General features: G+C 74.6%; 12 protein-coding genes. 9 read left to right on the top strand and 3 right to left on the bottom strand.

Features of this window, described 5'->3' with window-relative positions:
• Window positions 1-12 precede the first annotated feature (12 nt).
• Window positions 13-2,274, bottom strand: a complete 2,262-nt coding sequence (locus AB852_RS27115; RefSeq protein ID WP_178391127.1) for an endoglucanase — start codon at window positions 2,272-2,274, stop codon at window positions 13-15.
• A gap of 265 nt (window positions 2,275-2,539) precedes the next feature.
• On the opposite strand from AB852_RS27115, the gene AB852_RS27110 reads away from it, so the two are divergent.
• The 5 genes from AB852_RS27110 to AB852_RS27090 all read left to right on the top strand — a co-directional run bounded on the left by AB852_RS27110 (window position 2,540) and on the right by AB852_RS27090 (window position 8,341).
• A complete protein-coding gene (locus AB852_RS27110; protein WP_073792848.1) occupies window positions 2,540-3,982 on the top strand; it encodes an NAD(P)H-hydrate dehydratase in 1,443 nt (480 codons plus the stop codon).
• 1,083 nt (window positions 3,983-5,065) lie between these two features.
• Window positions 5,066-6,286 carry an alanine racemase gene (gene alr, locus AB852_RS27105; protein WP_079184960.1) on the top strand — a complete coding sequence of 407 codons (1,221 nt, stop codon included), beginning with the start codon at window positions 5,066-5,068 and terminating at the stop codon, window positions 6,284-6,286.
• On the top strand, window positions 6,283-7,527 hold the full coding sequence (locus AB852_RS27100) for an alpha/beta fold hydrolase (RefSeq protein ID WP_073792847.1): 1,245 nt from the start codon (window positions 6,283-6,285) through the stop codon (window positions 7,525-7,527). The genes alr and AB852_RS27100 overlap by 4 nt, the downstream gene beginning before the upstream one ends.
• Window positions 7,490-8,041: a tRNA (adenosine(37)-N6)-threonylcarbamoyltransferase complex ATPase subunit type 1 TsaE gene (gene tsaE / locus AB852_RS27095; protein ID WP_073792846.1), complete on the top strand. Its 552-nt coding sequence runs from the start codon at window positions 7,490-7,492 to the stop codon at window positions 8,039-8,041. The genes AB852_RS27100 and tsaE overlap by 38 nt, the downstream gene beginning before the upstream one ends.
• 120 nt (window positions 8,042-8,161) lie before the next feature.
• Window positions 8,162-8,341, top strand: a complete 180-nt coding sequence (locus AB852_RS27090) for a hypothetical protein (RefSeq protein WP_073792845.1) — start codon at window positions 8,162-8,164, stop codon at window positions 8,339-8,341.
• Between the two features lie 568 nt (window positions 8,342-8,909).
• Here AB852_RS27090 and AB852_RS27085 read toward each other — a convergent pair.
• Complete coding sequence (locus tag AB852_RS27085) at window positions 8,910-9,452, bottom strand: hypothetical protein (protein ID WP_073792844.1); 543 nt, start codon at window positions 9,450-9,452, stop codon at window positions 8,910-8,912.
• Between the two features lie 150 nt (window positions 9,453-9,602).
• Between AB852_RS27085 and tsaB the strand changes: the two genes are divergently transcribed.
• Genes tsaB through AB852_RS27065 form a run of 4 tightly spaced genes read left to right on the top strand, consistent with a single transcriptional unit; the run spans window position 9,603 to window position 12,358 of the window.
• Window positions 9,603-10,256 (top strand): tRNA (adenosine(37)-N6)-threonylcarbamoyltransferase complex dimerization subunit type 1 TsaB, encoded by a 654-nt coding sequence (tsaB, locus tag AB852_RS27080; protein ID WP_073792843.1) that lies wholly within the window; start codon window positions 9,603-9,605, stop codon window positions 10,254-10,256.
• A gap of 17 nt (window positions 10,257-10,273) precedes the next feature.
• Window positions 10,274-10,927: a ribosomal protein S18-alanine N-acetyltransferase gene (gene rimI, locus AB852_RS27075; RefSeq protein ID WP_079184986.1), complete on the top strand. Its 654-nt coding sequence runs from the start codon at window positions 10,274-10,276 to the stop codon at window positions 10,925-10,927.
• Window positions 10,920-12,086 (top strand): tRNA (adenosine(37)-N6)-threonylcarbamoyltransferase complex transferase subunit TsaD, encoded by a 1,167-nt coding sequence (gene tsaD / locus AB852_RS27070; protein ID WP_073792841.1) that lies wholly within the window; start codon window positions 10,920-10,922, stop codon window positions 12,084-12,086. Before rimI ends, tsaD begins: the two co-directional genes overlap by 8 nt.
• Complete coding sequence (locus tag AB852_RS27065) at window positions 12,083-12,358, top strand: hypothetical protein (protein ID WP_073792840.1); 276 nt, start codon at window positions 12,083-12,085, stop codon at window positions 12,356-12,358. The genes tsaD and AB852_RS27065 overlap by 4 nt, the downstream gene beginning before the upstream one ends.
• Here the strand turns inward: AB852_RS27065 and AB852_RS27060 are convergent, their stop codons facing one another.
• Window positions 12,359-13,138: a TetR/AcrR family transcriptional regulator gene (locus AB852_RS27060; protein WP_245876942.1), complete on the bottom strand. Its 780-nt coding sequence runs from the start codon at window positions 13,136-13,138 to the stop codon at window positions 12,359-12,361.
• Window positions 13,139-13,200: the final 62 nt, after the last annotated feature.

Genomic DNA, 13,200 nt, shown 5'->3' with positions numbered 1-13,200 from the left:
CCCGTGCGCGCGTCAGGCGCGCGGGGAGCGGCCCATACCGATGGCCTGGGCGAGGCGCCGGCGGGTGGACCCGCGGAGCGTGACGAGGACCGCCGCGGCGCCGAGTCCGGTGAGGGCGAGCGCCCCGCACACGTACGGCAGCGCGCCTGATCCCGTGGCGGCCAGTCCGCCGGTGGTGGAGCTGGTGAGGGACCCGGTGGCCGAGCCGGTGGAACCCGTGGAGCCCGCGGAGCCTGTCGAGCCGCCGGTGGAGCCGCCGACCGTGCCGCCGGAGCCGGACGTACCGCCGGTGCCGCCGGTGCCGTTCGCGCCCTGGGTGGGGTCCGGGCCGGGGTCGGCCGAAGGTTCGGGCTCGGGTTCGGGGCCGGGGTCGGTCGGTTCGGGTTCGGTCGGGGGTTCGGTCGCCGGGTCCGTGGGCGGGGCCGTCGTCGGGGGCTCGGTGGCGGGGGTGGTCACCGTGAGTTCCGCCGTGTCGGTACGGGTGCTGCCGACCGGGTTTGAGAACACCGCGCGGTAGCGGTTGCCGTGGTGCTCGGCGGTGGCCTCGAACGTCAGGGTCGCCTCCGTGGCGCCCGCCACCGTCCGCCAGCTCCTCCCCTGGTCGGAGCTGACCTCCCAGCTCACCGCGGGCTCGGGGTCGGCCGACGCGAGAGCCCGGAACTGCGCCTTCTCCCGGACCGCCACGGAGGTGTCCTGCGGTCGCCCGGTCACGGTGGGGGAGACCTGCCGCTGGATCTGTAGCGCCTTGCTCTCGGCGATCGCGTACAGCGTGTGGTACGAGCCGTCGACGGTCAGCCCGTCCGGGTAGTCACCGGCGGGCAGGCTCTGCACGACCTCCGCACGCCGGAGGTCGATCACGGCGATCGCCTGGGTCAGGCTCTGCGCGGCGTACAGCGTCCGCGTCTCCGGGTCGACGGCGAGCACCCGGGGGTTGCCCTCGACCGCGATCGAGCCGGTGACCTCGTTCTTCCTGAGGTCCACCACCGAGACGGCGTTGGCGCCGATCTGGGCGACGTACGCGGTGGCGGTGGTGGGGTCGACGGTGACCCCGGTGCTGCCGAGTCCGCCGGTGCCCAGGGTGAGGTCGGCGGCCACCTCGCCGGTGGCGCCGTCGACGGTGGTGAGGACGTTCTGGATCGAGACGCTTCCGCCGACCATGGCGCTGCGGATGTATGTCACGTAGCCGCGGTTGGTCACCGGGTCGACGGCGAGACCGCGCGGCGGGGCGGGCAGCGTGACCGTCGTGCCGACCTGCGGCCACTTCCCGGCCCGCTGGGCCGCCTTGACGTCGAAGACCCGTACCGTCCGGTTCTGGGAGGCCACGTGCAGCCGTCTCGCGACCGGGTCCAGGGCGATGTGCTGGATGCCCGTCATGCCCTCGGGCGTGCGGTGGTCCTCCAGCCCGCCGCCCCGGGTGTCGTAGGTGGCGATCCGGTCGGACAGCGCGAGGTACAGGAAGCCGGTCGCCGGGTCGAACTCCATCGTGGTGGCCGCCGAGGGCAGCGGGACCGGGTCCCCGACCATGGCACCGGTCACGGAGTCGTACGTGGTCAGCCGGTACTCGTCCAGGTCGCCGCTGCTGACGTGGATACGCCGCGCGGCGGAGTCGACGGCCACGGCCTGGTTGCCGCCGGAGGGCGCGGTGATCCGGCGGATCTCGCTGTGCCGGACCGTGCCGGGCGCGACCTCGGGACCCGGTCCCGCGCCCGCCCCGAACTCCACCGGGACGATGACGTCCTGCTCGCGGTCCGCCCCGTGCGTGTGATCGGCGCGGGTGACGACCGCGCACGCCTTCTGCGAGCAGTCGGCGCCGCTGTCCTTCGCCCTGACGGTCAGTTCGAGGGTGAACCCGCCGAGACCGCCGGTCACCGTGAAGGGCTTGACGATGTCCTTGGCGTACGCGGGCGGGTTGTTCGATATCCAGTACTGCGAACCGGAGCCGCCCGACATGTCGACACCGCCCAGACACGGGCTCGGCGCCTCACCCCGGCCCTGGATCTCGCATACGGCGAGGTAGACGCCCTTGGCGGGGTCGTAGCCGGTGCCGGTGACGGTCACCTTCTCGCCGTCCGGGTCGACGCCCCGGGTGTTCGAGACGGTCAGCTTCTGCCCGGTGGGCCCGGTGGCCTCGCCCGGGGTGGCGGCCTGCGCGGGGGCGGCGCCGGTGAGGGCGGCCAGCAGGATCAGGGCCCCCGCCCCGAGGACGGCGACCACGGTTCTTGGGGCGCGTGGGGCGCGTGGGGTGGACGGGGCGGTTGGGGCGGTTGGGCTCATGGCGAAGGACATCTTTTCCGGTTCTCCGGGGCGGACACGCCCGGTGGACCGGGGTGCGGACCGCGGAGCCGGGTGCGCACCGCGTGAGCTGCGTACGGACCGCCTGAGCCGGGTGCGGACCGCGGAGCCGTGGGTAAGGTGAACCTAAGTTGACCTTGGTTTTCCGTCAAGTCCCCGTGGCCGGAAACCTGCCCGCGCCCGCCCGTACCGCCGTGCGGCGCAGTTCCCCGGCCCGCCGCGCGCCCGCTGCGGCAGACTCGGCACCATGCGTAGCGCTCATCATGCGGAGACCGTCCGGCACGCCGAGGCCGAACTGATGGCACGGCTCCCCGAAGGGACGCTGATGCGGCGGGCCGCCGCCGGGCTCGCCGCCGTCTGCGCCGATCTGCTCGGCCGGGTCTACGGGGCCCGGGTCGTCCTGCTCGTCGGCAGCGGCGACAACGGCGGCGACGCGCTGTACGCGGGCGCCCTGCTCGCGCGCCGGGGCGCCGGGGTCAGCGCCGTGCCGCTCGCGCCCGGGCGGACCCACGCGGGCGGACTCGCCGCGCTGACCGGGGCGGGCGGCCGGGTCGCGGACGACCCCTTCGCGGTGCTCGCCACCGCCGACCTCGTCCTCGACGGGATCACCGGGATCGGTGGCCGGGGCGGACTGCGGCCCGACGCGGTGCCGCTGGCCCGCGCGGCCCGCGGCTCGGACGCGGTGATCGTCGCCGTCGATCTGCCCAGCGGGACCGAGGCGGACAGCGGGGAGGTCCGCGGCGAGGCGCTGCGCGCCGACGCGACGGTCACCTTCGGTACGTACAAGCCGGGGCTGCTGATCGACCCCGCGCACACCTACGCGGGCACCGTGCGGCTCGTCGACATCGGCCTCGGCCCGTATCTGCCGGACCCGCCGCCGCTGGAGGCCCTTCAGCACCAGGACGTGGCGCGGCTGCTGCCGGAGCCGTCCGGCGAGAGCGACAAGTACCGGCGCGGGGTGGTCGGGATCGTCGCCGGGTCGGCCCGCTATCCCGGCGCGGCCGTGCTCGCCGTCGCGGGCGCGCTGCGGGGCGGCGCCGGGGCCGTCCGGTACGTGGGGCACGCCGCCGACGCGGTGATCGCCCGCTTCCCGGAGGCCCTGGTCCACTCCGGGCCGCCCGCCCGTGCGGGACAGGTGCAGGCGTGGGTGGTGGGGCCGGGCCTCGGGGACGACCCGGACGTGGTCCGTGAGGTGCTGGAGTCCCGTGTCCCCGTCCTCGTCGACGCGGACGGGCTGCGCCCGCTGGACCCGGCGACGGTACGGGACCGGGGGGCGGCCACGCTGCTCACCCCGCACGCGGGGGAGGCCGCCGCGCTGCTCGGGGTGTCGCGGGGGCGGGTGGAGGCGGCGCGGCTGGCCTCCGTGCGGGAGCTCGCGGCGCGGTTCGGGGCGACCGTGCTGCTCAAGGGGTCCACCACGCTGGTGGCCTCCCCCGACGGGTCGGTGCCCGTGCGGGTGAACCCGATGGGGACGCCGTGGCTCGCCACGGCGGGCAGCGGGGACGTGCTGTCGGGGCTCGCGGGGTCGTTGCTGGCGGCGGGGCTGGGGGCGGCCGACGCGGGGGCCGTGGCGGCCTATCTCCATGGGCTGGCGGGGCGGGATGCCGCGGGGCGGGGGGTGCCGGTCACCTCGTTCGAGGTGGCCGACGCGGTGGGGGGTGCGTGGGGGAGGGTCCGGTCCCCCGGCTGAGGCCCGTCCTCGGTCGCGCGTCCGAGGTCCGTCCGGCGGGACGCGCTTCGTTCCCGTGCGGGTCGCCTTTGCTTGCGCTTCCGAGGTCTGTCCGGGTGGGCGCACCTGTTGCCTGTGCCGTCGCCCGGTGGGTGCGCAGTTCCCCGCGCCCCTGGGTGCTGCCCCTTCGGGTTTGTTCGTCGGGTGCGGGTCTGCCCTCGTCTTTTGCGCAGTTCCCCGCGCCCCTTTGGGGCGCGTTCTGTCGGTCCTTTGGGTCGGGGCCGGTCGGGATTCTCCGTCCTCGCTCCAACGCGCTCGGTACGACATCCCTCTTGCCCGACTGAAGAGCATCGGAGTCTGCGGGCAGAGATTCCCGCCCACCCCCTCCCGCAGCCCCGCGACTGCGCGAGGAGGATGGTTCAACCCCGCCCCGGGCTGACACCGGCCCGCAGCCTGACCCCACCCGCAGCCGGAGAACATCCCAAGGTGGGCGCCCCCAAAGGGGCGCGGGGAACTGCGCACCCACGAACGAGCCGCACGGGAACGAAGTACGTGCAGGTGTGGAACCCCAGGGGCGCGGGGAACTGCGCGAGCAACCAAGGACCCCCCGCACCCGAACGGGAACCGCAAGGGGCGCGACCGGAGGGGCGCGGGGAACTGCGCACCCACGAACGCGCCGCACAGGGACAGGTACGTCCAGGTGGGGAACCCCAGGGGCGCGGGGAACTGCGCGAGCGGCCGAGGGGCATCCGCAGCCGGACGGGAACCGAAGGGGGCGCGACCGGAGGGGCGCGGGGAACTGCGCACCCACGAACGCGCCGCACAGGGACAGGTGCGTGCAGGTGGGGAACCCCAGGGGCGCGGGGAACTGCGCGAGCGGCCGAGGGCCACCCGCAGCCGGACGGGAACCGAAGGGGGCGCGACCGGAGGGGCGCGGGGAACTGCGCACCCCGTCCGACCTGAACGGGAACAAGTACGGGCAGGTGGGGAACCCCAGGGGCGAGGGGGAACCGCGCACCCCACGAGCGGCGGCACGGGACAAGTGCGTTCAGCGCAGGGAACCTCGGAAGCGCGAGCGAAGGCGACCTGCGAGAATCGGCGGCGATGAGCCAGACACCGCCCCCCCTGAGCCGAGTCCGCGCCGAGATCGACCTGGACGCCCTGCGCGCGAACGTCCGCACGCTCCGCGCCCGCGCCCCCCGCTCCGCCCTGATGGCGGTCGTCAAGTCGGACGGCTACGGCCACGGCGCCCTCCCCTGCGCCCGCGCGGCGATCGAGGCGGGCGCGACCTGGATCGGCACGGCCACCCCCCACGAGGCCCTGGCCCTGCGCGCCGCGGGCATCCGCGGCCGGCTGATGTGCTGGCTGTGGACCCCGGGCGACCCCTGGCGCGAGGGCATCGAGGCCGACCTCGACATGTCGGTCAGCGGGATGTGGGCCCTGGCCGAGGTGACCGCCGCCGCCCGGGACGCGGGGCGGCCCGCCCGTATCCAGCTCAAGGCCGACACCGGACTCGGCCGCAACGGCTGCGCGCCCGCCGACTGGCCCGAGCTGGTCGCCGCCGCACTCGCCGCCGAGGCCGCCGGGACCGTCCGGATCACCGGCCTGTGGTCGCATCTGGCCTGTGCCGACGAGCCGGGCCACGCCTCGATCCCGGCCCAGCTCGACACGTTCCGGCGGCTCGTCGCGTACGCCGAGGGCGAGGGGGTGCGTCCGGAGGTGCGGCACCTCGCGAACTCCCCGGCCGCGCTGACCCTCCCGGAGACCCACTTCGACCTGATCCGTACCGGTATCGCCATGTACGGTCTGTCGCCCGCGCCGGAACTGGGCACCGCCGCCGAACTGGGACTGCGTCCCGTGATGACGCTCAGCGCCTCGGTGGCCCTGGTCAAGGGCGTGCCGGGCGGTCACGGGGTCAGCTACGGCCATCACTACGTCACCCCGGCGGAGACCACCCTCGCGCTGATCCCCGCCGGTTACGGCGACGGCATCCCCCGGCACGCCTCCGGCCGGGGCCCGGTCCTCGTCGGCGGCGAGTGGCGGCGGGCCGCCGGACGGATCGCGATGGACCAGTTCGTGGTGGACCTGGGCGGGCAGAAGATCCAGGAAGGCGCCGAGGCCGTGCTGTTCGGACCGGGGGACCGGGGCGAACCGACCGCCCAGGACTGGGCCGAGGCGGCGGACACCATCGCGTACGAGATCGTGACCCGGATCGGCGCCAGGGTCCCCCGTGTCCACCACGGCGGCACCCGGGCCACGACCGTGCCGACCGCGCCGGGCGCCGCCGCGGTCACGGCAGGGCGCGGCGAGGGGAGTCGTACATGAGTGACAGCGGTGCGCAGGCCGTCACCGACGCGGTGGCCTCGGTCGCCTCGGCCGGTGAGGTCTGGCGCAAGGGCGCCGGTATCGCGGGGGTGGCGATCGGGGTGGTCGCGGCGGGCGCGGCGGCGGGAGTCGCGATCGAGCGGCTGACCGTCGGCCGGGGCATCCGCCGCAGGGCGCGGCTCGCCCTCGACTCGACCGGACCGTACGGAGCGCTGCGCGGCACGCCCGGTACGGCGTCCGCCGACGACGGCACGGAGCTGTACTACGAGGTCGACGAGGTGGGTGAGCCCGACGCGGACCTCGCGCCGCGCCGCAGACGGCTGTTCGGCCGCCGTGACCCCGCCCCCGTCACCGTCGTCTTCAGCCACGGCTACTGCCTCAGCCAGGACTCCTGGCACTTCCAGCGGGCCGCGCTGCGCGGTGTCGTGCGTACCGTCCACTGGGACCAGCGCAGCCATGGCCGCTCCGCGCGCGGAGCGGCCATGGCGCAGTCCGGCGCCCCGGTCACGATCGACCAGCTCGGCCGGGACCTGAAGGCCGTCATCGACGCGGCGGCGCCCGAGGGCCCGCTCGTCCTCGTCGGGCACTCCATGGGCGGGATGACGATCATGGCCCTGGCCGACCAGTACCCGGAGCTGGTGCGGGAGCGGGTCGCCGGGGTCGCGCTGGTGGGGACGTCGGCGGGACGGCTCGCGGAGGTCAGCTACGGGCTGCCGGTGGCCGGGGTGAACGCGGTGCGGCGGGTGCTGCCCGGGATGCTCAAGGTGCTGGGCCAGCGCGCGGAGCTGGTGGAACGCGGGCGGCGGGCCACCGCGGACCTCTTCGCGGGGATCATCAAGCGGTACTCGTTCGCCTCGCGCGACGTGGACCCCGCGGTCGTCCGGTTCGCGGAGCGGCTCATCGAGAGCACGCCCATCGACGTCGTCGCGGAGTTCTACCCGGCGTTCGCCGAGCACGACAAGAGCGAGGCGCTCGTCCGCTTCGACGGGCTGCCCGTGCTCGTCCTCGCCGGGGACAAGGACCTGATCACCCCCAGCGAGCACAGCGAGGCCGTCGCCGACCGGCTCGGCGACGCGGAACTCGTCCTCGTCCCGGACGGCGGGCACCTGGTGATGCTGGAGCACCCCGAGGTCGTGACCGACCGGCTCGCCGACCTCCTGACCCGCGTGGGAGCCGTCCCGGCAGGTACTACCGTGGACGGTTATGGAGCAACGAGCGGTACCGCGCGACCGGGCAGCTGACCCGGTCGACGCGCGGATCACGGTCACGTCCCCCGAACGCATGCGGGAGCTGGGCGTGCGCCTGGCCGGACTGCTGCGCCCCGGTGATCTGGTGATGCTCACCGGTGAGCTGGGCGCGGGCAAGACGACGCTGACCCGGGGCGTGGGCGAGGGCCTGGGTGTCCGGGGCGCGGTCACGTCCCCCACGTTCGTCATCGCCCGGGTGCATCCGAGTCTGGTCGGCGGCCCCCCGCTCGTGCACGTCGACGCGTACCGCCTGGGCGGCGGGCTGGACGAGATGGAGGACCTGGACCTCGATGTGTCGCTGCCCGAGTCCGTGATCGTCGTGGAGTGGGGCGACGGCAAGGTCGAGGAGCTGTCCGACGACCGGCTGCACATCCTGATCGACCGCGCGGTCGGGGACACCACCGACGAGGTCCGTACGGTCACCCTGCGTGGGTACGGGGACCGGTGGGCCGGGGCCGCGGGGGAGGGCGGGGGGTTCGCCGGACTCGTGGCGCCGTCCGCCGGCTGACATTTTCCGACGCGGTGTCGGGAAGATGTTGCGCCGGGCCGGTCGTCCGTGTTCACATGGGGTGAGACGCAGGTTAGGTGTACCTAACCATTCCTGCCCCCGGAGCACCAGGAGGCGCCCATGCAGGCGAAAGAGCGGGTCGCGCTCACGTCCACGGGGTCCGAGGGGGTGGTGTCGATGAGCGAGCTGCTGGCCGCGGGTGTGGCGGCGAGTGCGGTGTCGACGCCGCCGGTCGTCCCGTCCGCGAGCACCGGGACCCCGTCCCCCGCCCCGTCCGAGGACCACGCGGAAGCCGCATAGCCCCTCCGGGTAGGCCCGAGTTCCCTGTGCGGGTCGCCTTCGCTTGCGCGTCCGAGGTCCGTCCGGCTGGACGCACTTGTCCCTGTGCCGTCGCTCGTGGGGTGCGCAGTTCCCCGCGCCCCTTTGGGGGCGCCCCTTGAGGCTGTCGGTCGGGTGCGGGGCCTTCGCTTGCGGAACCCCCTCCTCGCGCAGTCGCTCGGCTACCGAAGGGGGTGGGCGGGAATCTCTGCCCGCAGACTCCGATGCTCTTCAGTAGCTCCGCTGGACGTCGTACCGAGCGCGTCGGATCGAGGACGGAGAATCCCGACCGGCACCGACCCGAAGGACCGACAGAACGCGCCCCAAAGGGGCGCGGGGAACTGCGCGAAACCACCGAGCGACGGCACAGGAACGAAGTGCGCCCAGCACCGAGTACCCAGGGGCGCGGGGAACTGCGCACCCCACGAGCGACCCGCACAGGAACGAAGTTCGCCCAGCCGGACAGACCTCGAAAGCGCAAGCGAAGGCGACCCGCGTCCACCCGGACAGACCTCGGACGCGCAAGCGGGGGCGTAAGCCGGGGCAACCCCTAAGGGATGACGACAACCTTCGTGCCGATCACCGCGAAGTCCCACATCGCGTCCCCCTGCGCCCGGGTCGACCGGATACCCCCCGTACGCCGCCGCGGATCGGGCGCCCCCCGGGCCCCGTCCACCGCCGCGCTGAACCCGATGCTCACCCCGTCCGCCACCGCGAACCGCACCACATGCTCGATCCCGACCCCGTCGGACCCCGCCGTGCGCCCGGTGCGTGACGTCACGGTGTACGTACCGGGAACCGGGTCGACCGTGCTGGGCGTCACGGTGTACGTCTTGCGTACCCGGGAGCCGTCGGCCAGCCACACCCGGTCGTCCTCCAGCGCGTAGACCACCCGGGCCCCGCCGCCCGTACCCGCGGGCAGCGCCTTCGGGTCACGTTTGTCCCGCACGGGGACGGCCGCGTCGGCCTGGGACGTGACACCGGGGGAGACGCGTACCGGGGCGCTCGCCGACGCCTGGTACGCGAGGAAGCCGACCGTGACCAGGGCCGCCGCGGTGAGCCCGGCCACGATTCCCGAGCTGCTGCTTGCCACCACGCACACCTCTCGTCCGTCCGCGGAACCGCACGGCACCCGCCGGACGGTCACCGTCCGTGAGCGCGCGCGTACCCGCCGACCGTAGCAGCATGTGCCCGCTCCACCGGGGCGGCCTTACGCCGGTCGCCGGAGCCGTACGCTGTTTGTGTGCTGTTGCTCGCTCTCGATACCGCCACCCCCGCCGTCACGGCCGCCCTGCACGACGGGGAGACCGTGGTCGCCTCGTACGCCGAGGTCGACGCCCGACGGCACGGGGAGCTGCTGCTGCCCGCCGTCGACCGGGTCCTCGCCGACGCCGGTACGACGCTCCGTTCCGTCACCGCGATCGTCGTCGGCACCGGACCAGGCCCGTACACCGGGCTGCGGGTCGGGCTGATGACCGCCGACACCTTCGGGCTGGCCCTCGGGCTGCCCGTGCACGGACTGTGCACCCTCGACGGACTCGCGTACGCCTCCGGCCTCGACGGCCCCTTCGCCGTCGCGACGGACGCCCGGCGCAAGGAGGTCTACTGGGCGCGGTACGCCGACCCCCGGACCCGGCTCACCGAGCCGTCCGTCGACCGCCCCGCGGACATCGCCGACGAACTGGCCGGACTGCCGGTCGTCGGCGCGGGCCCGCGGCTGTACCCGGACGCCTTCCCCGACGGACGCGGCCCCGAGCACGCCGACGCGGGGGCCCTCGCCTCGCTCGCCGCCGAGCGGCTGCGCTCCGGCGCGGAGCTCGCGCCCCCCCGGCCGCTGTATCTGCGCAGGCCGGACGCGCAGGTCCCCAAGAACTACAAGGTGGTCACCCCCCAGTGACGGCCGTACTGCGCGAGATGCGCTGGTGGGACATCGACGCGGTCCTCGATCTGGAGCGCGCGCTCTTCCCCGACGACGCCTGGTCACGCGGCATGTTCTGGTCCGAGCTGGCGCACTCCCGGGGGCCCGGCGCCACCCGGTGGTACGTCGTCGCCGAGGACGGGGACCGTCTCGTCGGCTACGCGGGACTCGCCGCCGCCGGTGGCGAGGACACCACGGGCGGCCAGGACACCGAGCCGGGCATGGGGGCCGTCGGGGACGTGCAGACGATCGCCGTCTCCCGGGACCACTGGGGCACCGGTCTCGGCGCGCTGCTCCTCGCGGACCTGCTGAAGCACGCGAGCGCGTTCGAGTGCCAGGAGGTGATGCTGGAGGTGCGCGTGGACAACGTCCGCGCCCAGAAGCTCTACGAGCGCTTCGGCTTCGCCCCCATCGGGCGGCGCCGGGGCTACTACCAGCCGGGCAACATCGACGCGCTGGTGATGCGGATGGCGATGAACGGCGACGGACCGCCCTGCGATCCGGTCGCCCCGCTCGAACCGGCGGACCCCGTCCCCCCGCGAGGCGCGGACGCGCGAGGCGAGAACCCGGACGACCCGGGCGCCCCGGCCGGCGGCGACGGCATCCAGCAAGCAGAGCACGGCGGGGAAGGAACCCGGACCCATGGCTGACGAACCTCTCGTCCTCGGCATCGAGACCTCCTGCGACGAGACCGGGGTCGGTATCGTCCGGGGCACCACCCTCCTCGCGGACGCGGTCGCCTCCAGCGTCGACGAGCACGCCCGCTTCGGCGGTGTCGTCCCCGAGGTCGCCTCCCGCGCCCATCTGGAGGCGATGGTCCCCACCATCGAACGCGCCCTCAAGGACGCCGGGGTCGCCGCCTCCGACCTCGACGGGATCTCCGTCACCGCGGGCCCCGGCCTCGCGGGCGCGCTGCTCGTCGGCGTCACGGCCGCCAAGGCGTACGCGTACGCCCTCGGCAAGCCGCTGTACGGCGTCAACCACCTCGCCTCGCACATCTGCGTCGACCAGCTGGAACACGGTCCGCTGCCCGAGCCGACGATGGCCCTGCTGGTCAGCGGCGGCCACTCCTCGCTGCTGCTGTCCTCCGACATCACCTCCGACGTCCGGCCGATGGGCGCGACGATCGACGACGCGGCGGGCGAGGCGTTCGACAAGATCGCCCGGGTGCTGAACCTCGGCTTCCCCGGCGGCCCGGTCATCGACCGCTACGCCCGCGAGGGCGACCCCACCGCCATAGCGTTCCCGCGCGGGCTGACCGGCCCGCGCGACGCGGCGTACGACTTCTCCTTCTCCGGGCTGAAGACCGCGGTCGCCCGCTGGATCGAGGCGAAGCGGGCCGCCGGTGAGGACGTACCGGTGCGGGACGTCGCCGCGTCCTTCCAGGAGGCGGTCGTCGACGTGCTGACCCGCAAGGCCGTCCGGGCCTGCAAGGACCAGGGCGTGGACCATCTGATGATCGGCGGCGGGGTCGCCGCCAACACCCGGCTGCGGGCGCTGGCCGCCGAGCGCTGCGAGGCCGCCGGTATCCGGCTGCGGGTGCCCCGGCCGGGGCTGTGCACGGACAACGGCGCGATGGTCGCCGCCCTCGGCGCCGAGATGGTCGCCCGGGGCCGCGCCGCCTCCGACTGGGACCTGTCGGCGGACTCCTCGCTGCCGGTGACCGACACCCATGTACCGGGCACGGCCGCCGGGTCCGACGGCGAGGACGCCCCGCACGAGCACGGGCACGGGCACTCGCACGGCCATGGGCACTCCCACTCCCACGACCATGTGCACGAGCTGGCGAAGGACAACCTCTACTCATGACCCGTGCGCTGATGTGGGAGGCCGCGGCGGTGTCCGGCCGGGGCGCCGAGCTGCTGGCCTGGGCCCGGAGCCGTGACCTGGCCGGACAGCCGCTGCGGCGCGAGACCTTCACCGCGCCCGGCGACCGGGTCCTCGTCATCACCTGGTGGGCCGCCGGAGCCGACGGGGACGGCCCGCCCGAACTGCCCGACCCGCCCGCCGAGCTGGTGCGCAGGCCCGTGCACCGCTGGGGGTTCGACTCGGTGGACGTCAGCCAGGGGCCGTCGGCCTGATCAGTTTCCGGTGTCCCGCGCGGGCGGACGGGGGCCCAGCAGACCGTCGATCACCTTCCGGAGCTGCACCGCCAGGTCGTAGGACTCCGACAGCTCGACCCAGCGGTCCGCCAGGGACGTGATCAGCGGGAGCCGCTCCGCGTCCGCCTCGCTGATCAGCGCGTCCGGGAAGTTCCGGACCCGCTGCGGGTCCGCGGCGCGGCGGTCCGCCGCCGCGCGGAAGACCAGTTCCCCGTGGACGCAGTGCCAGAGCGTGCGGTACGCGCGCACCGCGTCGTCCGGCGTCAGCCCGCACGCGACCGCCGACTCCAGGGCCTCCTCGACGATCCACAGCGCGCCCTTGTCCGTGAGGTCGCCGAGGCTCAGCACCTCCACCACCCAGGGCATCTGCCGCAGGGTCCGGTACATGTGCAGGGTGACGGCGAGCAGCCGCTCGCGGGGGTCGTCGGGGAGCTCGGGGCGCGGCACCGACTCCGCCATGCCCGCGAGGGTGAGCATCAGCAGCTCGTCCTTGTCCCGGACGTGGTGGTACAGCGCCATCGGGGTCGTCCCCACCTCCCGGGCGACCCGGCGCATCGACAGTCCGTCGACGCCCTCCTCCTGGAGGATGCGTCGCGCCGTGGCGACGATCCGGGCGGGGTCGATCCGGCGCGGCCGGCCGACCGCCTTCCGCGCCGTCCGCGCGCCGCTCTTCCCGTCGTCCGCCCGGTCGGGGCCCCCGGCTGCCGGTCCGTCGCCGGGTTCCCCCGTACGAGGGGTCCCGGAACTGTCGTTCGTCACCACGGGGACCATTCTCCCGCTCTCGGCCGCACACGGGTCGTACGCGGTCGTACACAGTTTCT

Origin of the sequence: Streptomyces uncialis (assembly GCF_001905345.1) — a bacterium.
In the GTDB taxonomy this organism is placed as follows: Bacteria; Actinomycetota; Actinomycetes; order Streptomycetales; family Streptomycetaceae; genus Streptomyces; species Streptomyces uncialis.
Note: the sequence above shows the minus strand (reverse complement) of the source record. Positions and strands in the feature narration are given on the sequence as shown.